Below are 21663 nucleotides of genomic sequence, written 5' to 3'. Positions count from 1 at the left end.
TTCAATGGTCTTCAGTCCTTTCAATCCGTACCCCGCCGCTGGGTGGGGCGCATTTTCCGCGTTTGCAGTACCCGGTCGGTTACGGGCGGCGCGGGCGCTTAGCTTACGATGATAAAAAATTATTTATCTTATCATGGGCTACGCTTAAATGCCGTAGTCTTAAGCCTGTTATTAGCAAAATGGCACCATAAACGCCTGCGCCGAGCAGGATGACTTTCAGCAAATTCACTATCCGCGCCGTGGTGTGCCAGTGTTGCCAATCATCAATGGTTACGCCGTAGTGCAGATAGGCCGCCATTGCCGTACTGGCCAGCAGTACCCGTACCAAAAACAGCACCCAACCGGGGGCGGCCTGATAGACGCGCTCTTGGCGTAATTTGTTCAGTAAGAGCAGGGCGTTGATAAGTGCCCCTAAGGAGGTGGCTAAGGCCAGTCCGGCATGGGCGAGCGGTATCGCCAGGACATTGCCTGCTAGACTAATCACCATCGCATAGCTGCCGTAACGTAAAGGGGTGGTGAGGTCTTGGCGGGCGGTAAAGCCCGGCACCAGCACTTTGATCATTAAAAAGCCCAGTAGGCCTAGAGCGTAAGCTTGCAGGCTTTGTCCGGCCAGTTGCACATCGGTATGGGTAAATTCATCATATTGGAACAGCGTCGCCAACATGGGTTCGGCTAGCAGGATCAGGCCGAGAGTGGCCGGAATGCCTGTCAGTAACACCAGCCGCAAGCCCCAATCTAAGGCGTTGGAAAAAGCCTTGGGGTCGGCTTGGGCGTGGTGTTTAGCCAATTGCGGCAAGATGACCGTACCTAAGGCCAAACCTAATAGGCCTTGCGGAAATTCCACCAAACGGTCGGAATAATACAGCCAAGAAACGCTGCCGACGGTTAGGAAGGAGGCGATTAAGGTATCCAGTAGTAAATTGATTTGTGTCACCGAGACGCTAAAAATGGCCGGGACAACGCGCTTAAACAGGCGCTTGACCCCCTCATCCCGAAAATCCAGTTGCCAGCGTGGCAACAGGCCTAAGCGCATGAGCGGCGGGATTTGCAGTGCCAGTTGGGCGAGGCCGGCAATCAGTACGCCCCATGCCAGCGCGGTGACGGGTTCGGCCAGTAGAGGGGCTAGCCAAATGGCGGCGGCAATCATGCTGATATTGAGTAGGGCAGGGGTGAAGGCCGGGACAATAAACTGATGGTGGGCGTTTAAAATCCCTCCGGCAAAGGCGACTAAGGCGATAAACAGCAGGTAAGGGAAGGTGATCTGCAACATCAGTACCGCCAAATCGTGTTGCGGGCCTTGCCAATTAAAGCCTGGAGCCAGCAATAAAATCAGCAAGGGCGCAGCCAGCACACCGATGATGGTCAGCACTAACAACATAAAAGCCCACATACTGGCGGATTTGCTGATAAACTGACGCACCGCAGCCGGGTCATTTTGTGCTTGATACTCTGCCAAAACCGGGATAAAGGCATGGGCGAACGCGCCTTCGGTAAATAACCGGCGCAGAAAGTTGGGAAGCTTAAACGCGACAAAGAACGCATCGGTCGCCACGTCCACACCAAACAGCCGCGCAATCAGCATATCGCGGACAAATCCCAGCAATCGGGACAGCAGTGTCAGGCCGCTAACGGCGGCGGTGGCTTTAAAAAGTTGCCTGCTCAATCTTCGGCTCCGTAACTCGCTAAAAAGTTTGACAATAATAACATTTAAAAAGATAATACACGGCTATTTTACTTAACTTGAAAAAACCGAGACACCATGGCTAATACAGCACAAGCTAAAAAGCGCGCGAAACAAGCGGAAAAAAGCCGTATTCGCAACGCAGGACAACGCAGCAACTTACGCACCTTCATTAAAAAGGTCATTGCCGCAGTACGGGCGGGCGACAAGGAATTGGCGCAAGCAGCGTATAAAACGGCTGTGCCCATTATCGATTCCGCAGTTAACAAAGGCATTATCCACAAAAATAAGGCCGCACGCAGCAAAAGCAGACTGAATTCAAAAGTAAAAGCACTGGTTCTTGCTGAGTAACAAGTTACTGATAAAAAAGGCCGGATTTGTCAAAAATCCGGCCTTTTTTGTTGCCAAAAATTTAGGGGTTGCCCTTCCCACCTGTCATTTGAGCTTTTAGTCTCGGCAATGCCTGTCGTCATCGATGGGCAAAAAATCTGCTCTCTGGCCTATAGCCCTTGTCTGCTATCGCGTGACGGTTGCCGCAAATCCGCTAAGGCTTGGCAATACCGCGTTATAATTAAACTATTCTTTCCAGCTTAATTAGGTTGCCAACCCAGTGACTATCGCCATGACGACACATACCCTTAATACCCGCCGTTTACTCTGCCCTTTACCGGTTATCCGCACCCAAGATAAGGTCAAGCAATTGTCGCCCGGCGACATTTTGGAGGTGGTAGGTACTGATCCCGGTATTATGCAAGATATTCCGGCCTGGTGCCGGATTAACGGCCATAAGGTACTGGCCACACGGTCTGCCGACCATGAGTATTTTATTATTTTGGAGGTGGGTGCGTAATGGCGGCGGTGTCCAGTGAGGTAATGGCTGAACGCCTAAAAAGACGCGCCAGTCTGGTCGGGGCTTTGGTTAATATCTTGCAGACGGCGATTAAACTGACGTTCGGTATTGTGGGGCAATCGGCGGCTTTGGTTGCTGACGGCATCCATTCCTTATCGGATTTGCTCAGTGATTTGCTGGTGATTATCGCGGTCAGGTTCGGCAGCCGTGCGGCCGACCCGGACCATCCCTACGGGCATCGGCGTTTTGAGACTATCGCCACGGTCATTTTGGGGCTGAGTTTGGTCGCCATTGGCGCGGCGATTATTTGGCATGTGTTGGAGCGCGTACACCATCCTGAGCATTTGCCGACTCCCGAACCGATGACATTGGGTATTGCCGCTTTATCTATTTTGCTCAATGAATGGCTTTATCACTATACGAAGCGCATAGCCAAAACCACCCGTTCAAAATTATTGTTGGCGAACGCTTGGCACCAACGCAGTGATGCGCTGTCTTCCTTGGTGGTGTTGTGCGGTATTGTCGGTGTCTTGCAGGGCTATCCGTTTGCCGATGCGGTTGCGGCGGCGGTGGTGGCGCTGATGGTCGCCAAAATCGGCCTTAATCTGGTGTTCGACAGCATTAAGGAATTGGTTGACACCTCGTTACCGCCGTCGTTGGTGGCGCAGATCCGGCAGGTGATCTTAAGCGTCGAAGGGGTGAAAGGTATCCATCTGTTGCGTACCCGCCGTATGGGCGAAGATGCCTATATCGATGCCCATATTGTCGTTGATCCGCGCATTACCGTATCCGAGGGCCATTGTATCGGTGACGCGGTCAGGGATGTGCTGATTAGCCGTTTTGATGACGTGCTGGATGTGTTGGTGCATGTCGACCCCGAAGATGACCAAGACTTTAGCTATCAGGAACCCGCTTTATCGAGGGCGGCGGTACAGGATTTGCTTGATGCTTATTTGGGCGATATGGCGGCGGGGCTTGAGTTCCGGCTGCATTATTTGGACAGACAGACTGAGGTGGAATTGATTTTGCCTTTGGCCTTATCGGCGCAGGCGGAAAGCTTGGCGCTTGTTAAGGCGCAATGCGAATTGTTGCAGATGCAAGTGCCGCAACTGAATCAGTTAGTGGTATTTTTTAAACTATAAACTTTTCGGGATGCCCGCGCATTCCGGTCAATTAAAACGAGGATTATTATGGCTGTAGGACAGCAAGGTCAATGTGACTTTCCAGCAATGCCGCCCGTGGCGGGCATCACTTTAGGTACGGCTTGTGCCGGCATCAAAAACACCCTAAAAGATGATTTGTTATTGATAGCCCTGCCGGAGCAGGCAAGTTGTGCGGCTGTGTTTACCCAAAATGCCTTTTGTGCCGCCCCAGTGCAGATTGCTAAAGCACATTTGTCGCAACAGCCCCGTTGGCTGATGGTTAACTCAGGCAATGCCAATGCGGGTACAGGTGAGCAGGGGATACAGGATGCCTTAATGGTTTGTGCCAGCTTAGCCGAATTGGTGGGGTGTGATACTAAGCAAGTATTGCCGTTTTCCACAGGGGTCATTGGCCAACCTTTGCCGATAGATAAAATGATGGTCGTGTTACCGCTGGCGATGTTAGATACGGCGGAAGATCACTGGCTACAGGCGGCGCGGGCGATTATGACTACCGATACTTTTCCTAAAGGTGTGAGCCGGGTACTGGAATTGGACGGCCAGACCATTACCATTAACGGTATTGCCAAAGGGGCGGGGATGATCCATCCCAATATGGCGACCTTGTTGGGCTTTATGGCAACGGATGCGAAAATCAGCCAAAAGTTATTGCAGCAGTGTCTGACAGAGGCAGTCGGACAGTCTTTTAACCGGATTACAGTCGATGGCGATACTTCCACCAATGATGCCTGTGTGCTGATGGCCAGCGGTTATTCGGCAGTGCCGGAGCTACACGCAGATTCTGAACATTATCGGCTGTTCGCCGCCGCCGTTATGGAGGTGGCTAAGCAATTGGCGGAGTTGATTGTCCGTGATGGCGAAGGGGCGACCAAGCTGATGCGGATTGTGGTGACGGAGGCGGCGACCGTTGATGAAGCGGTGCAAGTGGCTAAGACCATTGCCCATTCGCCTTTGGTAAAAACCGCCTTTTTTGCCAGTGATGCCAATTGGGGGCGGATTTTGGCGGCAGTCGGACGGGCCGGCGTTAGCGATTTAGTGCTGGAGGCGGTGCAGATTTATCTGGGCGATGTGTGTATCGTCAGACGGGGTGGCCGAGCGGCGGATTATACCGAAGAGGCGGGGCAAGCGGTAATGGATAAGGAAGAGATTACGGTTACGGTGAGTTTAGGGCGTGGCGGGGTCAGTCAAGAAGTGTTGACTTGTGATTTTTCTTACGATTATGTCAAGATCAATGCCGAATATCGGACATGATGGCAGATAGGGGCGATAATGCGCAAACAACGTATGCAGGTGGCCGTTGGTGTGGTGCGTAACGCCGCCGGACAAATATTGATCGCTTTACGCGCCCCCACCCTACATCAAGGCGGTTTATGGGAATTTCCCGGCGGCAAGCTGGAGGTGGGTGAAACCGCCGACCAAGCGTTGCGGCGCGAGTTGAAAGAGGAGTTGGATATTACGGTGCAGTCGGCAACGCCGTTAATCAGTATCTGCCACCAATACCCCGAACGTGAAGTGCAGTTGCTGGTATTTGAAGTCAGCGGGTTTTCGGGGCTGGCGCGTGGTAACGAAGGCCAACCGGTACGTTGGGTGGAGCCGGAAGATTTGGCGGCTTATACGTTTCCGGCTGCGAACCGGCCCATTATCGCCGCCGTGCAATTGCCGCCTTATTACGCCATTTTGGAAGCGGAGAACGGAGCGGGGTTGCGGGTGCATTGGCAGAAAATTATCGCCAGTGGCGCAACATTGGTGCAGATTCGCGCTAAGGGGTTGCCTAGGGCGGTTGTGGCGGCGTTTTTGGATGAACTTAATGTCAGTGGTCAAGGGCGGGGCATAACCGTGCTGGTTAACTCGTCATTGGGTCTGGCGGAGCATCCGTTGGTGCAGGGCATCCATTTGACCAGCCAAGATTTGCGGGTATTGAAACAGCGTCCTAAAAATGTCCGTTGGTTGGCGGCTTCTTGCCATAATGCTGATGAATTGCGGTACGCCCAAGCTATAGGGGCGGATTTTGCCGTGTTGGCGCCCGTTTTGCCGACCCTGACCCATCCGGATGCTGATGCTTTAGGGTGGGGGGCTTTTTCTGAGTGGGTGGCGGGGGTTAATTTACCGGTGTATGCTTTAGGCGGCATGGCCTTAACGTCACTGACTATGGCGCGGCAAGCCGGGGCGCAAGGCATCGCTTCGATCCGGGCATTTTTGGTTTAAAGTCTGGTTGTCTGCCCGTTAAAGACAGGATAACGGGGACTTTGCTATAACGGCAGCTTTTAAAAAGCCTTGATTTAAGGACAAGGCTTTTTTGCTGTTGCTGTGTTTGGCAATTTCGGGCTTCCCGTCCGTAAACGGTCAGCGCCTAAAATTTCAAGTGGGTGGTGGCTCGGTAAACTTAGGATTGCCAAATAGGATGGTCGCCGTCTTCTTCGTCACCGTCAAGGAGAGGCTCGCCCGGAATGCGTTTTTCTTCCATTGCCCATTCGCCTAAGTCGATCAATTTGCAGCGCTGCGAACAAAATGGCCGGAACACTTGCTCAGGCAACCACGCAACAGGGGTTTTGCAAGTAGGGCAAGCAACGGTGAGGGGTTTGCTGGAGGCAGACATCAGAATAGGCAACAAGTCAGTTGGAAAGGAATGTCATCAGGGCTTTGGGTCGGACGTTTGTCATCTTCCGGCGGCACCATAAAGCGGATGGTGCAACGGTGCTTGCCGCCGCTGATTTCGGCAAAGCAGGGCAGGGATTTATCCAGGCTAACTTTCAGGAGTTGGAAAGTTTGGTTACGGTCAGGGGTGAATTGGAAAAAGCCTGCCACCGCCACTTCTTCAGTGGGGGAGTTACTATGGCGGATCAAGTTCAATACCAGTGCGATGGCGGTGCGGATGTCATGAAAAGGATTGCTCCACAACTCCAAATCCTTTCGGCAATAGGCGGCATCTTGCTCTAGCCAATGGTGGTATTCGGGCAAATCAAACGAGCAGGTGCCGCCCGGAATGGAACTGCGTTGGGTGATGCTTTGGAACAGGTCGCTTTCCATGACGTTCATACCGATTTTTCCGGTCACAGCATAGAGGTTTTTGCTGATAAACGCAGCTTCGGCAAGGATGTTTTCCAGTTTATCGGCATCAATGCCCTCATTGTGGGCCATTTTTCCCAGCACTTTAGTGTTGCGGTCAAGTTCTTTTAATACTTCTGATTTTAGGTCATTGCGTCTAAAAATGGACATGATGTCGAGCAGGGCGCTGATGGCGGCACGTTTGTCGGCCACAGTCGCACCTGCTGAAAAGTGGCCGAATTGTTGAAAGAGTTGTTCTAACCTGATGAATACGCGGATACGTTCATTGAGCGGGAATTCATAGGTAATGGTGTTGTTCACAGACAAGTTAATCCTGGCAATTGCTGAATGAAAGGTATAAATTGTGCAGTTTTTTGACATCTTCTGCAAGTTTGTCGTTGCTGGCCGTGTTTTCTATCAGGTCGTCAGCATGGGCAAGGCGGTATTCACGGGAAACTTGGCTGGCAATAATCGCCTCAATTTGCCCGGTAGATAATTGGTCGCGGCGGCGTACGCGCTCAATTTGCAACTGGGTCGGGCAATCGATCACCAATATCCGGTCGGCTAGAGCCGTCATTTGGGTTTCGAACAATAAGGGTATGGCGAGTAGGCAATAAGGGTTGTTAAGCACTGCCATTTCCGTGCGCATGGCTTGAAAAATTAAGGGATGCAATAGGGCTTCCAGAGCTTGTTTGGTTTCTGGTTGGCTAAATACCCGCTCGCGTAACCGACTGCGGTTGAGCGAACCGTCACTCTCCAGCATGTCTTTTCCCCACATCGCCACAATTTGCCTTAAGGCCGGTTGGCCGGGCTGGACTAGGCGGCGGGCGATGAGGTCGGCATCAATAACGGCTACGCCCAATTCGGCGAATAATTCTGAGACGGTGGTTTTTCCGCAACCTATGCCGCCGGTGAGGCCGACTTTTAACATGGGATCATAAGCCGGATACGGCCAAATACAGCTTATTGATGTCCGTGCCCCATAATAAGGCAATCCAGCCCGCCAAGGCCAAATAAGGCCCGAAGGGTATGGGGATGCGGTGGTCGCGTTTGGCGATGAGCAGCACGGCAATGCTGACGACAGTACCGACCAGCGACGATAAGAGGATGATTAACGGCAATACTTGCCAGCCCAGCCAAGCACCGAATAAGGCCAGCAGCTTAAAGTCGCCATAACCCATACCTTCTTTGCCCGTCAGCAGTTTAAACAGTTGGAAGACCGACCACAACGCCAAATAACCCGCCGCCGCCCCGATAATGCTGGCATGGCTATCGGTAAACACGCCAAAAACGTTCAGCAGCAGGCCTAGCCATAGCATGGGCAGGGTAATCGAGTCGGGCAGCAATTGGTGGTCGATATCAATAAAGCTCAAGGCGACTAAGGCCCAAGTCAGTAACAGTGCAAACACGGTTTGAAGGCTATAGCCGAAATGCCAAGCGACAGCGATTGACAGTAGGGCGGTGAAGGCTTCTAAGAGCGGGTAACGCAAGGCAATGGGGTTGCGGCAGTGGGCGCATTTACCTTGTAAGACGAGATAACTGACTACCGGAATGTTTTGGTAGGCTTTTATTGGGGCATCGCAAGCCGGGCAGCGTGAGGGCGGCAAGGCCAAGTTGAATGGTGCCGCCTCAGGTTCAGGCGGCAATTCCAGATATTCCAGGCATTCCTTGCGCCAACTGCGCTGCATCATGACCGGCAGGCGGTAGATGACGACGTTCAGGAAGCTGCCTACCAGCAAGCCGACCACGCCTGCCAATGCCGTACAGAGCAAGGGCGAGCGGAATAATATGTCTAGGAGCTCTATCATATGCTGTTATGTGAAAGGCTTAGCTGACGACAGCGCCGAGCTTGAAGATCGGCAGATACATGGCGACAATCAGGCCGCCGACCAGAATACCCAAGATGACCATGATAATGGGTTCCATCAGGCTGCTTAAATTGTCTACCAAGTTATCCACTTCTTCTTCGTAAAAGTCGGCTACTTTCGATAGCATGGCATCCATAGAGCCGGCCTCTTCACCAATGGCGACCATTTGCTGCACCATGTGCGGCCATATTCCGGTCTGCTGCATGGCAAACTGTAAGCGCTGGCCGTTGGCGACATCTTCACGCATTTTCATAACGGCTTCGGCATAAATAATGTTACCGCAAGACCCTGCTACGGAGACTAATGCCTCAACCAGCGGTAAACCGGCGGCGGACATGGTGGATAAGGTACGCGCAAAGCGGGCGATCGCGGATTTGTTGATAATCAATCCGACGACGGGAACTTGCAAGAGCATCCGGTCAAGAAAATGGTTGAAGGCCTTGGAGCGTTTTTTGAAAAAATCAAAGGTGTAATAAGCGCCGAGCAAAATCCCCAGTACCACATACCACCACGCTTGCAACCATGCCGACATGTCGATGACCATACGGGTAAAGGCCGGTAAGTCTGCACCAAAGCTTTTGAACAAGTCTTCGAACACCGGCACCACAAACAACAGCAAAATGGCCGTCACCAAAAACGCCACCACCAATACGGCGATAGGGTAGGTGAGGGCCTTTTTGATTTTCTTTTTCATGGACTCGGATTTTTCTTTATAAGTGGCGACCTTATCGAGTAAGGATTCCAATACACCGGCTTGTTCACCTGCCCGCACCAAGTTGCAAAACAGTTCGTCAAACTGGATAGGATGCCGTTGCAAGGCCTCTGCTAAGGTATCGCCCGCCTCAATATCGCCTTTTATCTTCATCAGCATGGCTTGCATACTGGGGTTTTCGTGGCCGCGCCCGACGATGTCAATCGCCTGTACTAAGGGTAAACCTGCCCCCATCATGGTCGCCAATTGGCGGGCAAAAATGGCGATGTCGCCGGGTGTGATGGGTTTTGGCCGGGCGCCGAACAGCGGTTTGGCTTTTTTCTTGATGCTGGTGACGCGAAAGCCCTGCCGCCGTAATTCGGCTTTGGCGACCACTTCGCTGATGGCGGAAATTTCGCCTTTGGTTTTATTTTTTACCTTGTCCAGACCTTGCCAGACAAAATCAATTTGGTCGGTTTTCTCTGCCATGTCTACTCCTTGGTTACTCGGTCAATTTCTTGTAGGCTAGTTACGCCCATACGGACTTTATTCAGTCCAGAAGCACGCAAGTCGTTAATGCCCTCGGCTTTCGCCAGTTGGGTCAGTTGTAAGGAGTTGCCGCCTTCCAAAATCAATTCGCACATTTTTTCGCTTAAGGTCATAACCTGATAAATGCCCACCCGGCCTTTATAGCCATTAGTGCAGTTATCACAACCGACTGGGGCGAACAGTTGCAAGTCAGGCAGTTCCTCTTCGGTAAAACCCGCCTCCAATAACAGTTTGTCGGGAAATTTAATAGGGGCTTTACAACGTTCGCAGAGGCGGCGGGCCAGCCGTTGCGCCATGATCAGGTTGACCGCCGAGACGATGTTAAAAGGGGCTACCCCCATTTGCATTAGCCGGTTGAGCGTTTGCGGCGCGTCGTTGGTATGTAGGGTGGACAATACCAAATGGCCGGTTTGGGCGGCTTTGACGGCAATATCGGCGGTTTCCAAATCGCGGATCTCACCGACCATAATAACATCAGGGTCTTGCCGTAAAAAGGCTTTCAGCGCGGCGGCAAAAGTCAGCCCGGCCTTGTTGTTGACGTTGACCTGGTTAATGCCTTCGACGGTAATTTCCACCGGGTCTTCGGCGGTGGAAATGTTACGGTCGATGCTGTTGAGGATATTTAGCCCTGTGTACAGCGATACCGTTTTGCCGCTACCCGTAGGGCCAGTTACCAGTACCAAGCCATAAGGTTTATGGATGGCTTTGAGGAACAGTTGTTGCTGCTCAGGCTCAAAACCCAGTTTTTCAATGCCCAGTTGCGCGGCAGTGGGGTCGAGAATACGCAATACCACTTTTTCGCCAAACAAAGTCGGGCAGGTATTGACCCGAAAGTCAATGGCCCTGGTTTTTGACAATAACAGTTTGATACGCCCGTCTTGGGGGACGCGACGTTCGGCAATGTCCATGCGCGACATGACCTTAACCCGCGAGATGATGCGCGTGGAGATATTAACGGGCGGGCTGGCGATGGCGTAGAGCATACCGTCTTGCCGGAAGCGGATCCGGAAGTTTTTTTCGTAAGGTTCCATGTGGATGTCGGACGCGCCTTTTTTGATGGCGTCCAACAGCACTTTATTGACGAACCGGACGATCGGTGCCTCGTCGGCATCCGAATTGCCGTCAACCACTACCGCCCCATCGTCGGCCCCTAAGTTAACATTGTCCAAGTCCGAGTCCAGCAAATCCATCATGGTGGTTTCGGGGACTTCCAAAGCAATTTCAATGGCGCGGCTGAGTTTACTTTCTTCAACCAGAATCAGTTCCGGACGCATCAACGTCTGAAACTTGATATCTTCCACACCCAAATGGTTGGTCGGGTCGGATACCGCAATAAATAAAGTCTTGCCACGTTGCAATAGCGGTAAGACATGGTGTTTGCGGATGAGTTTTTCGTTAATTAAGGCAATGGGTAAACTATGGCAGTCAACCGCATCCAAATCCAAAAACGGCAGGCCAAATTCAACAGACGCTTTTTGGGCGATGGTGTTGCTGTCAACAACCTTATTGGCGACTAAGTGACTAATCAGTTGGACTTTATTTTCTTTGGCTTCTTTAATGTTGTTTCTGGCTTGGCTTTCCGTGAGCAGCCCTTCTTGGACCAATAATTTGGCAAGCCCTCTTAGTTGAATGTCAGTCGGTTCAGTAGCCATGCGTTAGGTCAGTTTTTATCATCATTAAAAATATAGAGCAATTCCCTGTTTTGTCTAGCTTAGACCGAAAAAAACCCTCATTCGGTGGGTTTTTTTCGGGCAACGGAAAGTTTACAAGGCGCTGATTTTGGTGTGCTGTTGCTCAAGGTTGTTTAGCATGGAGTGCATTTCCGCCAGTTTGGCCCTTTCTTTATCAATGACTTCGGCAGGGGCCTTATCGACAAAAGCCGGGTTGTTCAGTTTGCCTTCCACTCGCGGCAAATCGTTTTTTAGGCGTTGGATTTCCTTATCCAGACGCGCCAATTCGGCGGTTTTATCAATCAATCCGGCCATAGGGATTAAAATGCGCAAGTCACCGACTAAGGCGATGGCCGATTCTGGTGCGGCCTCCGAGTCGCCCAGCCACGTTAAGGTTTCCAACCGCGCCAAACGTTGCAGATAAACCAAGTTATTGCTGACGAATATTTGGTCGGCGGCAGAGCCGTGTTGGAGCAACACGGGCAAGGGTTTGCCCGGGGCGATGTTCATTTCACCACGGATACGCCGTACCCCTAAAATCACCTGCATGAGCCAATCGATTTCGGCAATGGCCTGCTGGTCTATTTGTGCGGTGTCCGCCTTAGGATACCCCTGTAACATCACCGTGTCACCCGTAATACCCAACAGCGGTGCGACCCGTTGCCAGATTTCTTCGGTGATGAAGGGCATAATGGGGTGCGCCAGACGTAACACGTTTTCCAGTACCGTTAATAAAGTCTTGCGCGTGCCGCGTTGTAGGGCGGGGTTGTCCGATTGCAGGGAGACCTTAGCCAGTTCCAAATACCAATCGCAATATTCGTTCCAAGTGAACTCGTAAAGTGCTTGGGCCGCTAAATCGAAGCGGTAATGGTCGATGGCGTGGCAAGTGGCATCAATGACTTGGTGCAGGCGTGAGCTGATCCAGCGGTCAGCTTGGCTGAATTCACAGGGGGCATCACCGCAGCCGCAATCTTGCCCTTCGGTGTTCATTAGCACATAACGGGCCGCATTCCATAGTTTATTGCAGAAGTTACGGTAGCCTTCGGTACGCGCCAGATCGAAGCGGATGTCGCGGCCTGTGGAGGCGAGCGACGCGAACGTGAAGCGTAGCGCGTCGGTGCCGTAAGGGCTAATGCCGTCCGGAAAATCTTTGCGGGTCGCCTGTTCGGCTTTTTTTGCCAAATGTGGCTGCATCATGCCGCCGGTACGCTTAGCGACCAGGGTTTCCAAGTCAATGCCGTCGATGATGTCGATGGGGTCTAAGACGTTGCCTTTAGTTTTGGACATTTTTTGGCCTTCGGCATCACGCACCAAGCCGTGGATGTAGACTTCCTTAAACGGCGCTTGGCCTTGGAATTTCAGCCCCATCATAATCATCCGCGCGACCCAGAAGAAAATGATGTCAAACCCGGTGACCAGAACGCTGGTCGGGTAATGTTGCGCCAATTCCGGCGTTTGTTCCGGCCAACCGAGGGTGGAAAACGGCCAGAGGGCAGACGAAAACCAAGTGTCCAGCACGTCTTCGTCTTGGCGTAACGGGTAGTCGTCGGCCAAGTTATGCCGGGTGCGGATGGCTTGTTCGGAGGCGCCGACATAGATATTGCCTAACTCGTCATACCAAGCCGGAATGCGGTGTCCCCACCAAATTTGCCGGGAAATGCACCAATCTTGGATATTACGCATCCAGTCAAAATAGGTGTTTTTCCAATTGTCGGGGACAAATTTAATGTCGCCGTTTTCGACGGCGGCAATTGCCGGTTCTGCCAACGGGGCAACTTTGACATACCATTGGTCGGTCAGCAGCGGTTCGATGACGCTGCCGGAGCGGTCGCCGCGCGGTACCATCAGCTTATGGTCGGCAATTTTTTCCAGCAGGCCTTGAGCTTCTAAGTCGGCGACGATTTGCTTACGCGCAGCAAAGCGGTCCAGGCCTTGGTAAGCGGCAGGTATCAGTCCGTCGGCGTTGACGCTGGCATTGATGGTGAATATGTTAATCAGGCCGCCCTGCGGCAAGTCTTGCATGGCCGAGGTGTGGCGATGGCGTGTCCAGACCTCATAGTCATTAAAATCATGGGCAGGGGTGATTTTTACGCAGCCTGTGCCGAATTCGGGATCGACATAGTCATCGGCAATAATTGGGATGCGCCGGCCCGTCAGCGGCAGTTCGACAAATTCGCCCAGCAGATGCTTGTAACGCTCGTCATTGGGGTGGATGGCCACGGCGGCATCGCCGAGCAGGGTTTCAGGGCGGGTGGTGGCGACAATCAGAAAGCCTTGGTCATTGGACAACGGGTAGCGCAAATGCCACATTGAGCCGTTTTCTTCGGTGGGTAAGACTTCCAAGTCGGAAACGGCGGTATGCAAAACCGGGTCCCAGTTCACCAGGCGTTTGCCGCGATAAATCAGGCCTTCTTCATAGAGGCGGATAAAAACTTCCTGCACCGCATCGGACATGCCCGCGTCCATTGTGAAGCGTTCGCGTTGCCAATCTAATGACGAACCCATGCGCCGCAATTGGCGGGTAATGGCGCCGCCGGATTCTTCCTTCCATTGCCACACTTTGTCTATAAAGGCCTCGCGCCCGTAATCATGGCGGGTTTTGCCTTCGGCATCGCATAAGCGCTCGACCACCATTTGCGTGGCGATACCGGCGTGGTCGGTGCCCGCTTGCCACAAGGTGTTGCAGCCTTTCATGCGGTGGTAGCGGATCAGCGCGTCCATAATGGTGTCTTGGAAGGCGTGTCCCATGTGCAGGCTGCCTGTAACGTTAGGCGGCGGGATCATGATGCAATATGATTCGCCTGTGCCTTGGGCGGCAAAATAGCCTTTGTCTTCCCATGTTTGGTACCAGCGTTGTTCGATTGAGTGCGGTGAGTAAGTCTTTTCCATGATGTCGTGTCGGTTTTTTCTATTTATAGGTTATGCGTTGCAATGCTAATACCGGCTTGTTGGTACTGGCGGTAACGTTGCCGACCTGCGGCTTTGGTCTCTTCATTTTGGTCGAGGATTTCCAAAAGCCGTTGGAGGTGTAAAAACGCTTCTGGGCAGTGTGTAGATAGGTTAATCAGCGTGTGCCGCCACGCGGCGGGCGCTGGCTGGTGACCTATCAGCGTTACCAGGGGCGCGTCCGGTATTTGCCCATTATAAATCTGGTGTGGGATAAAACTGCCTGCTCTGAATGTCCAGAGCAGGTTGTCGAGCAACTGGCTTTGTTCGGCGCGGTCGGTCAATACATAGCAGGCCACGCCGCTGCGGTAGGCTTTTTCGATCAGTTTACAGGCAAATAAATAGCGCTCTTGTGCTGATGTGGAGCTTAACAAGTAAAAGCTGATGTCCGGCATGGGCAGTTAAAGCTGGGCGGCGCGGTTGAGTAAATATTGGCTGAGCAGCGGTACTGGTCGGCCAGTCGCCCCTTTGGCTTGGCCGGTGCGCCAAGCGGTGCCGGCGATATCCAAATGTGCCCAGCGGAAGCTTTCGGCGAAGCGCGATAAGAAACATGCGGCGGTAATCGTTCCGGCATCTTTGCCGCCGATATTGGCCATGTCGGCAAAGTTGGATTTTAGCAATTCCTGATACTCTTCCCACAACGGTAGCCGCCATAGGCTATCATTAGCCGTTTCGCTGGCGGCGATCAGGTCGTCGCACAATGCGTCGTCATTGCCAAGCAAGCCGCTGGGGATGCGCCCTAAGGCCACTAAGCAGGCTCCGGTTAAGGTCGCCATGTCGATGACCACATCTGGGTGGTAACGTTCGGCGTAGGTCAAGGTGTCGCATAAGATCAGACGGCCTTCGGCATCGGTGTTTAAAATTTCGATGGTTTTGCCGGACATACTGGTGACAATGTCGCCAGGTTTATTCGCGTCGCCATCGGGCAGGTTTTCTGAAGCAGGCACTAAGCCAATGATATTTAAAGGCAGGTTTAGGCGGGCGGCGACTAACAGTGCGCCCAGTACCGCTGCGCCGCCGCACATGTCGTACTTCATCTCATCCATGCCCAGACCCGGTTTTAAGGAAATGCCGCCGGCATCAAAGGTCAGGCCTTTGCCGATTAAGACAATCGGCTTGCTATTTTTCTCACCGCCCTGATAGTCTAAGCTAATCAGTTTGGCAGGTTGGCGGCTGCCCCGCGACACAGAGAGCAGCGAGCCCATGCCTAAAGCCTGCATATCGGCTTCTTCAAGGATATGCGTGGACAGCTTAGCGAATTGCTCGCCTAAACTGATGGCTTGTTCGGCAAGATAAGCGGGCGTACAAACGTTGCCCGGCAAATCCGCCAGGTTTTTGGCAAAACCGACTCCTTCGGCGATAGCTTGGCCTTGCAGCAAGCCAATTTGGGCTGCCGTTGCGGTATCGGCATTTGCGCTGATGCGGATGTGGGCCAGTTGGCTTTCGGTGGTTTTGTCGGATTTGGTTTGGGTATATTGATAAACCGCGTCACCGAACACTTCGGCAATCTGGCGGGTTTTCCATGTCCAATCCACCCCTTCGACCGCGCATTCAGCCAAGCAGCACACGACGGATTTGATGGGCGGTTTTTTACAGCTGTTAACAGCGGCCGCTAAGGCTTTAATGAACATTTTGCTGGATATAGGCTTGTTTTCACCTAGGCCGACTAACAGGATACGCTCGATAGGGCTATCGGGGATAGTGGTCAATAAGACGGTTTCGCCATTCTTGCCGTTGATGTCGCCACGGCTGAGGATTTTGCCGATCAGCCCGCCAGTGCTATCGTTAAGGCGAGCGGCGGCGGGGCTAAGTTGCAGATCTTGGTAAACACCGACAATGAGGCAGTCACATTCAAGTGTTTCTAATGGCGCGGTTTCTATAGAATAGTCCATAACGTTATCGTCCAGTTGCAAAGGAAAGAGGGTAGTTGGGCGGCAAACCGTTGCCGACTCAAGGTTAGGCGGGAGATTATATACCTTTCAGGCGGTAAATTCCCGTATCGTAGGCGTGAAACAGCAATTCTGATTAAGGATTTTGAGCTGTGAAAGCCATAGAAAAATAGGCGGACGGGTGTTTTACTCTAACTTCGCCACTACACGCATTAAGTTTAAGGAGCCACATTTGCTAGCCGATTGCCCTAAAGCCCCAAAAATCCGTCGCACTTTTACCTTAACGGTGCTGGATAAGCTCATTGCCCAAGATTTACTGAAAACACTGGTGTCGGTGTGGTCGGTGATTGTCGTCATCATTGTCAGCCGCGAGTTTATTCGGGTGTTGGATAAGGCGATTCAAGGACGGGTGTCCAGCGAGACCTTGGCGACCTTATTGGCGTTAAAAACCCTTATCATTGGCGTGTCGCTATTGCCCCCCGCTTTATTTATGGCCGTGCTGATGGTGCTGGGCAAAATGTACCGCGACCAGGAGATGTCCGCCGTCGCTTCCGCTGGGGGAGGGGTGTTGACCTTGTACCGTGCCGTGTTTTTGTTGGTGTTGCCCTTAAGTGTCGCTGCCGCCGGGCTGTCTTTATACGCTACGCCGTGGGCGGAGGCCACTACCGCCAATATTATGCACGCGGGTGACGAGTCTGCGGATTTGCGGGGTATCGCGGCCGGAAAATTCAGTGAATATAGTCAAGGGGATTTGGTGTTTTATGTCGAAAGCATCAGTGATGATAATGTCATGCACGATGTCTTCGTCCAGCACCGCCAAGGCGGTACGCCCAGCATCATTACCGCCGAATCGGCGCGGTTACGGGAGCTGCCGGAAGGCCGCTATGTGGTGTTTTATCACGGTGAGCGGGTTCAGGGCGTACCGGGGCAGTTGGATTTTGTCATTGAAAAATTTCAGGATTATGCTGTCAGGGTCGAGGAGCCGGATACGGCGGTTTTTTATACCCGTACCGCTGTTGCCGCCGAAACCCTCTGGGTTTCTGGCGCCGCCGTCGACAGGGCGGAGTTGCAGCGGCGTTGGTCGGTTCCGTTAGGTATGTTGCTGCTGAGCCTTTTGGCTGTGCCGCTGGCGCAAGTGTCACCGCGCGGCGGCGTGTTCGGTAATATCCTGATCGGTTTTGTCATTTATTTTTGTTACGGCAATTTGTTGCGGATCAGTCAGTTGTGGGTTACAAAAGAAGTCATTCCTGTTTGGTTAGGAGGTGCTGGGGTTAATTTGCTGCTGTTGGCGGTAGGCGGGGTGTTGTTGGCCAGATTATATGGCTGGCGGTGGCTGTATAGTCATCTGGCCCAAAGGGGTGCGGCATGAATGTCCTGACCCGTTACATCGCCAAAGACATTTTAAAAGCGGCTTTTTTTGCCGCCATCTTGTTGCTTACCCTGTTCGATTTATTCACCTTCAGCGATGAGCTCGATGATATAGGCCGTGGTGATTATAGTCTTGCCGACGTGTGTTATTTTGTCACCTTAACGTCACCTACCGTATTTTATGAGCTGATGCCGGCTTCGGCATTAATCGGCAGTCTCTTTGCTTTAGGTGCTATCGCCAACCATCATGAGCTGATTGCGATGCGGGCGGCGGGCTTATCGGTGTTCGGGATTATTAGGGCGGTGTTGGTCGCTGGCTGCTTTTGGGTGGCTTTAGCCGTTCTGGTCGGTGAGTTTGTCGCGCCTTTTGCCGAAGAAAAGGCACAGGTCATGCGGGCTACCGCCCAACATAACGCATTTTTCCGCAATCTCAAATATGGGATATGGCTGCGTGAGGGGACGCGTTTTATCAATATCCGTTTGCTCGAAGATAACGGCAACCTTGCCGACATCAGTATTTATGAAACGGATGCGCAACGGCATTTGTTGCGCTCTGTCCACGCCAAAGAGGCGGTATACTTGGGCAAACAGCAGTGGCGGCTGGAAAATATTCAGGCTTCGGCGGTCACTACTGCGCAAATACAGGCCAGCAGCGCCACGGAGCAGGTGTGGAATTCCTCCATCGCCCCTGACTTGTTAAAGATTGTGGTCGTCAATCCCGATAATTTATCTTTGTATGATTTGGCCTTGTATGTGCAGTTTTTAAAAGAAAACCAGCAAAAGTCACAGCTTTATGAGATGTCATTTTGGGGCAGGGTCGTGACTCCGTTAGTCATTTTTGTCATGTTGCTGGTATCCACACCGTTTGTTATTGGGGTTAAGCGCGGCGTGAGCGCCGCTAGCCGCATCCTGATCGGCGTGGTCATTGGCATGGGCTTTAATGTTTTGGATATGACGATTAGCCATGTCGGCTTGATTTACAACCTTAATCCGCCGTTGGTAGCCTTTACCCCCAGTTTGTTGGTGTTGGCTGGAGCCGTTTACGCACTGAGGAAAGTGGGTTAATGGCTCAAAAACCCCGCGCATTCCTTGCCTGTGGTATTGGTCACGTTAAGTTTGGCATATAACGGCTGCGCATTTATTATTTTATTGATTTTTAATGAATTATTAAATGCGCTGAAGGCACAATTCACTTGCTTGAGTAAAGAAAACAATAAAAATAAAAATAATCCGTTGACAAAGGCAGTCTTTGCCAAGATAATAGTGAGCTTACCCGATACTGGAGGGGTTCCCGAGCGGCCAAAGGGATCAGACTGTAAATCTGCCGGCTCTGCCTTCGGAGGTTCGAATCCTCCCCCCTCCACCATTTATATTTACAAGAATGCGGGTGTAGTTCAATGGTAGAACTCCAGCCTTCCAAGCTGATTGCGTGGGTTCGATTCCCATCACCCGCTCCATTTATGGTCGTGCTCATATAGCTCAGTAGGTAGAGCACTTCCTTGGTAAGGAAGAGGTCACCGGTTCGAATCCGGTTATGAGCTCCATTTTGCAAAGTCAAAAAGTTAAAGGTATAGATTCATGGCCAAAGAGAAATTTTCGCGTAGCAAGCCCCACGTCAACGTCGGCACCATCGGACACGTTGACCACGGCAAGACCACCCTGACCGCCGCCCTGACCAAAGTCATGGCCGAAATGCAAGGTGGTGAGGTTAAGGCCTTCGACCAAATCGACAACGCCCCTGAAGAACGTGCGCGCGGTATCACCATCGCCACTTCACACGTCGAGTATGAGTCGCCTGCCCGCCACTACGCCCATGTTGACTGCCCAGGCCATGCTGACTATGTCAAGAACATGATCACCGGCGCCGCGCAAATGGACGGCGCGATCCTGGTCTGTTCCGCCGCTGACGGCCCGATGCCGCAAACCCGCGAGCATATCCTGCTGTCACGCCAAGTCGGCGTGCCTTACATCGTCGTGTTCCTGAACAAAGCCGACATGGTCGACGACGAAGAGTTGTTGGAACTGGTCGAAATGGAAATCCGCGAACTGCTGGACATGTACGAATTCCCAGGCGACGACACCCCGATCATTAAAGGTTCCGCCCTGTTGGCGTTGAACGGCGACACCAGCGACATCGGCGCACCGTCCGTCGTCCGTTTGGTCGAAGCGTTGGACAGCTACATCCCGTTGCCTGAACGTGCCGTCGACGGCGCTTTCCTGATGCCTATCGAAGACGTGTTCTCGATTTCAGGCCGTGGCACGGTGGTTACAGGCCGTATCGAACGCGGCATCATCAAAGTCGGCCAAGAAGTTGAAATCGTCGGCATCCGCCCGACCGTATCGACCACCGTCACCGGTGTCGAAATGTTCCGCAAATTGTTGGACCAAGGCGAAGCGGGCGACAACGTCGGCCTGTTGTTGCGCGGTACCAAACGTGATGATGTCGAGCGCGGCCAAGTCTTGGCGCACAAAAACACCATCAAGCCACACGCCCACTTCAATGCCGAAATTTACGTTTTGTCAAAAGAAGAGGGTGGCCGTCACACGCCATTTTTTGATGGCTACCGCCCACAGTTCTATTTCCGCACCACCGACGTGACCGGTGCGGTCAAATTGCCCGAAGGTGTCGAAATGGTTATGCCTGGCGACAACATCTCGGTCACGGTGAAATTGATTTCGCCGATTGCGATGGAAGACGGTTTGCGTTTCGCAATCCGTGAAGGTGGCCGTACCGTCGGTGCGGGTGTTGTTGCTTCTATTATTGAATAAGCAGTTCTGGGATGCCGGAGACGCCGGCATCCTTCACATCAAAGCTTGAATAATATTCTGCAATAGTATATTATATCCTGCTCTTTAAAGGTTTTTCTGATACAGGTCAGTAGTTCAATTGGTAGAATGGCGGTCTCCAAAACCGCTGGTTGGGGGTTCGAGACCCTCCTGGCCTGCCACTCAGATAAAACATTTCTATATTTTCCAATTTCATAATCAATAGCCTATGAACACCCAAGTAGAGACTGACGTTTCCGTCCTTGATATTGTTAAGCAGGTTGCTTCTGTAGTCTGTTTGGTGGCAAGTATCGGCGGGTTCTACTATTTCTCGGATGTCCAGTTGTTGTATCGTGTCATGGGTCTTCTGGTCGTATTTTCCGGTGTCGTTGCTATGATGCTGACCACTGTTTTGGGTCGGTCAATCTGGGCGTTTTCTGTCGAATCGAAGCTGGAAGTAAAAAAAGTAGTATGGCCAACCCGCGATGAGACCATGAAAACCACGTTGATGGTTTTTGCGATGGTTACGGTCGTGGGTTTGGTGCTGTGGTTATTGGACACCGTGTTGTTTTGGGGTGTGCGCCTGTTAACTGGTCAAGGCGGGTAATAAGGAATGTCGTTACGATGGTATGTGGTTCATGCTTACTCTAATTTTGAGAATAAAGTTAAGCAGTCGCTAGAAGAAAGAATAAAACGCGATGGCCTTGAGCAGTATTTCGGCAAAATCTTAGTGCCTACTGAGGAAGTCGTCGAAATGCGCATGGGTCAGCAACGCAAAAGTGAGCGCAAGTTTTTTCCCGGTTATGTCTTGGTGCAAATGGAGTTGACCGATGAGACGTGGCACATGGTTAAGGATGTCCCTAAGGTTTTGGGTTTTATCGGTGGGGTATCCGACCGTCCTGCACCCATTTCCGAAAAAGAGGCGATGGCAATATTAAGCCGTGTTGAAGAGGGTGTCAATAAGCCTCGGCCAAAAATCCTGTTTGAGGCAGGTGAGGTGGTCAGGATTATCGACGGGCCATTCAAGGATTTTAATGGTGCTATTGAAGAAGTCAATTATGAGAAAAGTAAGCTGAAAATATCGGTGCTCATTTTTGGTCGGTCTACTTCTGTCGAATTGGGCTTTGCTCAGGTTGAAAAAACTTAACCTTTTGTTTGGCTAAATGATTTTTCAAAT

20 protein-coding genes and 4 tRNA genes are annotated in these 21663 nt (G+C 52.1%); 14 read left to right on the top strand and 10 right to left on the bottom strand.

The annotated features are described in order from the left end of the window. Positions 1 to 103: 103 nt before the first annotated feature. Positions 104 to 1663, bottom strand: coding sequence for a murein biosynthesis integral membrane protein MurJ (gene murJ / locus CEK71_RS05405; protein ID WP_088618425.1), 1560 nt, complete (start codon positions 1661 to 1663; stop codon positions 104 to 106). Between the two features lie 96 nt (positions 1664 to 1759). On the opposite strand from murJ, the gene rpsT reads away from it, so the two are divergent. The 5 genes from rpsT (at position 1760) to CEK71_RS05380 (ending at position 5899) form a co-directional block, all read left to right on the top strand. Beyond that, entirely contained in the window at positions 1760 to 2032 is a 273-nt protein-coding gene (gene rpsT, locus CEK71_RS05400; protein WP_088618424.1) for a 30S ribosomal protein S20, read from the top strand. Positions 2033 to 2303: 271 nt separating this feature from the next. Then, positions 2304 to 2531 (top strand): sulfurtransferase TusA family protein, encoded by a 228-nt coding sequence (locus tag CEK71_RS05395; RefSeq protein WP_088618423.1) that lies wholly within the window; start codon positions 2304 to 2306, stop codon positions 2529 to 2531. Beyond that, positions 2531 to 3673, top strand: a complete 1143-nt coding sequence (locus tag CEK71_RS05390; RefSeq protein ID WP_088618422.1) for a cation diffusion facilitator family transporter — start codon at positions 2531 to 2533, stop codon at positions 3671 to 3673. The genes CEK71_RS05395 and CEK71_RS05390 overlap by 1 nt, the downstream gene beginning before the upstream one ends. Positions 3674 to 3721: 48 nt before the next feature. Beyond that, positions 3722 to 4945 carry a bifunctional glutamate N-acetyltransferase/amino-acid acetyltransferase ArgJ gene (gene argJ, locus CEK71_RS05385; protein ID WP_088618421.1) on the top strand — a complete coding sequence of 408 codons (1224 nt, stop codon included), beginning with the start codon at positions 3722 to 3724 and terminating at the stop codon, positions 4943 to 4945. A gap of 18 nt (positions 4946 to 4963) precedes the next feature. Further along, positions 4964 to 5899, top strand: coding sequence for a Nudix family hydrolase (locus CEK71_RS05380; RefSeq protein WP_088618420.1), 936 nt, complete (start codon positions 4964 to 4966; stop codon positions 5897 to 5899). Between the two features lie 178 nt (positions 5900 to 6077). On the opposite strand, the gene yacG is transcribed toward CEK71_RS05380, so the two are convergent. From yacG to CEK71_RS05335, 9 genes are all read right to left on the bottom strand, one after another. Then, positions 6078 to 6290: a DNA gyrase inhibitor YacG gene (gene yacG, locus CEK71_RS05375; RefSeq protein WP_088618419.1), complete on the bottom strand. Its 213-nt coding sequence runs from the start codon at positions 6288 to 6290 to the stop codon at positions 6078 to 6080. Beyond that, positions 6290 to 7060 carry a cell division protein ZapD gene (zapD, locus tag CEK71_RS05370; protein ID WP_088618418.1) on the bottom strand — a complete coding sequence of 257 codons (771 nt, stop codon included), beginning with the start codon at positions 7058 to 7060 and terminating at the stop codon, positions 6290 to 6292. The genes yacG and zapD overlap by 1 nt, the downstream gene beginning before the upstream one ends. 7 nt (positions 7061 to 7067) lie before the next feature. Further along, positions 7068 to 7670, bottom strand: coding sequence for a dephospho-CoA kinase (coaE, locus tag CEK71_RS05365; RefSeq protein WP_088618417.1), 603 nt, complete (start codon positions 7668 to 7670; stop codon positions 7068 to 7070). A 4-nt stretch (positions 7671 to 7674) separates the two neighbouring features. Beyond that, positions 7675 to 8547, bottom strand: a complete 873-nt coding sequence (locus CEK71_RS05360) for a prepilin peptidase (protein ID WP_088618416.1) — start codon at positions 8545 to 8547, stop codon at positions 7675 to 7677. A gap of 19 nt (positions 8548 to 8566) precedes the next feature. Beyond that, on the bottom strand, positions 8567 to 9787 hold the full coding sequence (locus CEK71_RS05355) for a type II secretion system F family protein (protein WP_088618415.1): 1221 nt from the start codon (positions 9785 to 9787) through the stop codon (positions 8567 to 8569). Positions 9788 to 9789: 2 nt separating this feature from the next. Further along, positions 9790 to 11499, bottom strand: coding sequence for a type IV-A pilus assembly ATPase PilB (gene pilB / locus CEK71_RS05350; RefSeq protein ID WP_088618414.1), 1710 nt, complete (start codon positions 11497 to 11499; stop codon positions 9790 to 9792). Positions 11500 to 11610: 111 nt separating this feature from the next. Further along, positions 11611 to 14406: a valine--tRNA ligase gene (locus tag CEK71_RS05345; protein ID WP_088618413.1), complete on the bottom strand. Its 2796-nt coding sequence runs from the start codon at positions 14404 to 14406 to the stop codon at positions 11611 to 11613. 23 nt (positions 14407 to 14429) lie between these two features. Next, the gene (locus CEK71_RS05340) at positions 14430 to 14858 is read right to left on the bottom strand and encodes a DNA polymerase III subunit chi (protein ID WP_088618412.1); all 429 of its coding nucleotides are present in this window, start codon (positions 14856 to 14858) and stop codon (positions 14430 to 14432) included. Between the two features lie 6 nt (positions 14859 to 14864). Next, positions 14865 to 16355: a leucyl aminopeptidase gene (locus CEK71_RS05335; protein WP_088618411.1), complete on the bottom strand. Its 1491-nt coding sequence runs from the start codon at positions 16353 to 16355 to the stop codon at positions 14865 to 14867. Positions 16356 to 16533: 178 nt separating this feature from the next. Here CEK71_RS05335 and lptF point away from each other — a divergent pair, with 178 nt between their 5' ends. The 9 genes from lptF to nusG all read left to right on the top strand — a co-directional run bounded on the left by lptF (position 16534) and on the right by nusG (position 21633). After that, entirely contained in the window at positions 16534 to 17721 is a 1188-nt protein-coding gene (gene lptF, locus CEK71_RS05330; RefSeq protein ID WP_232463768.1) for an LPS export ABC transporter permease LptF, read from the top strand. Next, positions 17718 to 18785 (top strand): LPS export ABC transporter permease LptG, encoded by a 1068-nt coding sequence (lptG, locus tag CEK71_RS05325; protein WP_088618410.1) that lies wholly within the window; start codon positions 17718 to 17720, stop codon positions 18783 to 18785. Before lptF ends, lptG begins: the two co-directional genes overlap by 4 nt. A gap of 216 nt (positions 18786 to 19001) precedes the next feature. Continuing rightward, positions 19002 to 19086: transfer RNA gene (locus CEK71_RS05315), tRNA-Tyr, on the top strand. 17 nt (positions 19087 to 19103) lie between these two features. Further along, positions 19104 to 19177, top strand: a tRNA-Gly gene (locus CEK71_RS05310). Positions 19178 to 19188: 11 nt separating this feature from the next. Then, positions 19189 to 19264, top strand: a tRNA-Thr gene (locus tag CEK71_RS05305). 34 nt (positions 19265 to 19298) lie between these two features. Further along, the gene (gene tuf, locus CEK71_RS05300) at positions 19299 to 20489 is read left to right on the top strand and encodes an elongation factor Tu (RefSeq protein ID WP_088618399.1); all 1191 of its coding nucleotides are present in this window, start codon (positions 19299 to 19301) and stop codon (positions 20487 to 20489) included. A gap of 103 nt (positions 20490 to 20592) precedes the next feature. After that, a tRNA-Trp gene (locus tag CEK71_RS05295) sits at positions 20593 to 20668 on the top strand. A gap of 47 nt (positions 20669 to 20715) precedes the next feature. After that, complete coding sequence (secE, locus tag CEK71_RS05290; RefSeq protein ID WP_088618408.1) at positions 20716 to 21093, top strand: preprotein translocase subunit SecE; 378 nt, start codon at positions 20716 to 20718, stop codon at positions 21091 to 21093. 6 nt (positions 21094 to 21099) lie between these two features. Beyond that, positions 21100 to 21633, top strand: coding sequence for a transcription termination/antitermination protein NusG (nusG, locus tag CEK71_RS05285; protein ID WP_088618407.1), 534 nt, complete (start codon positions 21100 to 21102; stop codon positions 21631 to 21633). Positions 21634 to 21663: the final 30 nt, after the last annotated feature.

The sequence above is a fragment of the Methylovulum psychrotolerans genome (assembly GCF_002209385.1).
Lineage (GTDB): Bacteria > Pseudomonadota > Gammaproteobacteria > Methylococcales > Methylomonadaceae > Methylovulum > Methylovulum psychrotolerans.
The sequence above is the reverse complement of the archived record's forward strand: the minus strand, read 5'-3'. Positions and strand labels throughout refer to the sequence as shown.

What these genes read in the sequence shown, in the direction of transcription:
- rpsT (WP_088618424.1), top strand. Translation starts at nt 1,760, where the DNA reads ATGGCTAATACAGCACAAGCTAAAAAGCGCGCGAAACAAGCGGAAAAA.
- CEK71_RS05395 (WP_088618423.1), top strand. Translation starts at nt 2,304, where the DNA reads ATGACGACACATACCCTTAATACCCGCCGTTTACTCTGCCCTTTACCG.
- CEK71_RS05390 (WP_088618422.1), top strand. Translation starts at nt 2,531, where the DNA reads ATGGCGGCGGTGTCCAGTGAGGTAATGGCTGAACGCCTAAAAAGACGC.
- argJ (WP_088618421.1), top strand. Translation starts at nt 3,722, where the DNA reads ATGGCTGTAGGACAGCAAGGTCAATGTGACTTTCCAGCAATGCCGCCC.
- CEK71_RS05380 (WP_088618420.1), top strand. Translation starts at nt 4,964, where the DNA reads ATGCGCAAACAACGTATGCAGGTGGCCGTTGGTGTGGTGCGTAACGCC.
- yacG (WP_088618419.1), bottom strand. Translation starts at nt 6,290, where the DNA reads ATGTCTGCCTCCAGCAAACCCCTCACCGTTGCTTGCCCTACTTGCAAA.
- coaE (WP_088618417.1), bottom strand. Translation starts at nt 7,670, where the DNA reads ATGTTAAAAGTCGGCCTCACCGGCGGCATAGGTTGCGGAAAAACCACC.
- CEK71_RS05360 (WP_088618416.1), bottom strand. Translation starts at nt 8,547, where the DNA reads ATGATAGAGCTCCTAGACATATTATTCCGCTCGCCCTTGCTCTGTACG.
- CEK71_RS05355 (WP_088618415.1), bottom strand. Translation starts at nt 9,787, where the DNA reads ATGGCAGAGAAAACCGACCAAATTGATTTTGTCTGGCAAGGTCTGGAC.
- pilB (WP_088618414.1), bottom strand. Translation starts at nt 11,499, where the DNA reads ATGGCTACTGAACCGACTGACATTCAACTAAGAGGGCTTGCCAAATTA.
- CEK71_RS05345 (WP_088618413.1), bottom strand. Translation starts at nt 14,406, where the DNA reads ATGGAAAAGACTTACTCACCGCACTCAATCGAACAACGCTGGTACCAA.
- CEK71_RS05340 (WP_088618412.1), bottom strand. Translation starts at nt 14,858, where the DNA reads ATGCCGGACATCAGCTTTTACTTGTTAAGCTCCACATCAGCACAAGAG.
- CEK71_RS05335 (WP_088618411.1), bottom strand. Translation starts at nt 16,355, where the DNA reads ATGGACTATTCTATAGAAACCGCGCCATTAGAAACACTTGAATGTGAC.
- lptG (WP_088618410.1), top strand. Translation starts at nt 17,718, where the DNA reads ATGAATGTCCTGACCCGTTACATCGCCAAAGACATTTTAAAAGCGGCT.
- tuf (WP_088618399.1), top strand. Translation starts at nt 19,299, where the DNA reads ATGGCCAAAGAGAAATTTTCGCGTAGCAAGCCCCACGTCAACGTCGGC.
- secE (WP_088618408.1), top strand. Translation starts at nt 20,716, where the DNA reads ATGAACACCCAAGTAGAGACTGACGTTTCCGTCCTTGATATTGTTAAG.
- nusG (WP_088618407.1), top strand. Translation starts at nt 21,100, where the DNA reads ATGTCGTTACGATGGTATGTGGTTCATGCTTACTCTAATTTTGAGAAT.